Annotated in this window: 1 protein-coding gene; it reads left to right on the top strand. The window is 68.7% G+C overall.

The genetic code is table 11. The features are described from left to right. Positions 1 to 1,497 (top strand): nitrogen regulation protein NR(I) (gene ntrC, locus AC1D15_RS28735; protein WP_477828700.1); only part of this gene is annotated, 1,497 nt, incomplete at its 5' end. Between the last annotated feature and the right edge of the window lie 604 nt (positions 1,498 to 2,101).

The following is a 2,101-nucleotide window of genomic DNA, read 5'->3' as shown; positions in this document are numbered from 1 at the left end:
GACCAATCCATCCGCTTCGTGCTGGAGAAGGCACTGGCGCGTGAAGACCTCGCGGTGCGCAGCTTCACGAACCCGCGGGACGTGCTGATCGCGCTCGAGGACGATGAACCCCAGGTTCTTGTATCCGACATCCGGATGCCGGGGGGCTCGGGCATCGAGCTGCTGAGCAAGGTCAAGGAGCGGCACCCGGGCCTGCCGGTCATCATCATGACGGCCTACTCCGACCTGGACAGCGCGGTCCGCGCGTTCCAGGGCGGGGCCTTCGAGTACCTGCCGAAGCCGTTCGACGTGCCGAAGGCGGTGGAGTTGATCCGCCGCGCGCTCGACGAGAGCATGCGCGAGGAGGTGCGCGACGAGCGTATGGCGCAGATGCCCGAGATGCTGGGCCAGGCGCCGGCGATGCAGGACGTGTTCCGCGCGATCGGGCGGCTGAGCCAGAGCGTGGTGACGGTGCTGATCACCGGCGAATCGGGCTCGGGCAAGGAGCTGGTCGCGCAGGCGCTGCACAAGCACAGCCCGCGCGCGAGCGGGCCGTTCGTCGCGATCAACACCGCGGCGATCCCGAAGGATCTGCTCGAGAGCGAGCTGTTCGGCCATGAGCGTGGCGCGTTCACCGGCGCGCAGACGACGCGGCGCGGGCGCTTCGAGCAGGCCGACGGCGGCACGCTGTTCCTCGACGAGATCGGCGACATGCCGTTCGACCTGCAGACGCGGCTGCTGCGCGTGCTGAGCGACGGCCAGTTCTACCGCGTCGGCGGGCACAACCCGCTGCGCAGCAACGTGCGGGTGATCGCGGCGACGCACCAGAACCTGGAGGAGCGGGTCAAGCTCGGTGCCTTCCGTGAGGACCTGTTTCACCGCTTGAACGTGATCCGGCTGCGGTTGCCGGCGCTGCGCGAGCGGCGCGAGGACGTGCCGGCGCTCGCGCGCTTCTTCCTGCAGAAGAGCGCGAAGGAGCTGGGCGTCGAGGCCAAGCGCATCACCGAGGCGGCGCTTGCGCGGCTGATGCAGTTCGACTTCCCGGGCAACGTGCGGCAGCTGGAGAACATCTGCCACTGGCTGACGGTGATGGCGCCGGCCCAGGTGGTCGAGGCCAAGGACCTGCCGCCGGAGTTCCAGGGCGACCTGGTGGCGATCCCGGCGCGTGTGCCGGTGGCCGGGGGCGAGGTGGGCGAGGCGGTCCCGGCGGGGGGCGGTGGCTCGGTGGCCCATGCGGCAGCGCCGGTGGCCGCACCGCTGCCGGATGCGGTGGCTGTTGTCGCGGGCAGTTCGCCGACCGGCACGCACTGGCTGGCCGATCTCGAGCGTGAATCGCGAGCGATGCTGCAGGCCGGGCTGCCGGAGGTGTGGGACACGCTGACGCGCAAGTTCGAGGCGCAGCTGATCCACACGGCGCTCGAGATCACGCGGGGGCGGCGCATCGAGGCGGCGCAGAAGCTCGGGATCGGGCGCAACACCATCACGCGCAAGATCCAGGAATTGGGTCTGGACGATTGAAGTCCGGGTCGGCGTTCGTGCGGAAGGCGCGGGCGGGGAGTCTGGGGCTCGCCGTCGCGGCGGTCATTGCCCCTGGGGGGCAATGACTCCCCTGCGCTGACTGGTTTCATGGCCCGTCGCCCAAACTCCCGCCACTCACTTCGTTCGTTGTGGTCAAACAGTGGGCGACAGTCAGTTCACGAAGCGTGCTGCGCACGCGGGCCATGAAACCAGCCAGCTCCGGCGCCACTCCCTTATTGGCGCTCCCCAGACTCCCCGCCCGCACCTTCTGCCACCGCCCTGCCTTGGGGAGGTGACAAGCGAATAAATGAGGGTTGAGCCCGGGTTGTCACCCGGGCAGGTGCCGTGCCAGTGGTCAAGCGGGATGGGGGCTTTGGGGCGTGTAGCCCGGGTGCCAATCCGGGGATCCATCCTCATTTGTTCGCTTGTCAAAGTCGAAGTACCGGGGTGGTGGCCCAAAGGYGCGTGGGGGAGKCYGTGGWGCGCCAATWAGGACGKRKCGCCGGAGCTGGCTGGTTTCRTGGCCCGCGTGCGCCAGCRCGCTTCGTGCACTGACTGTCGTCGACTGTTTGACCACAACGAACGAAGTGAGTGGAGGGAGTTT

Source organism: Rhizobacter sp. P2_H2 (assembly GCF_056403375.1).
Note: the sequence above shows the minus strand (reverse complement) of the source record. Positions and strands in the feature narration are given on the sequence as shown.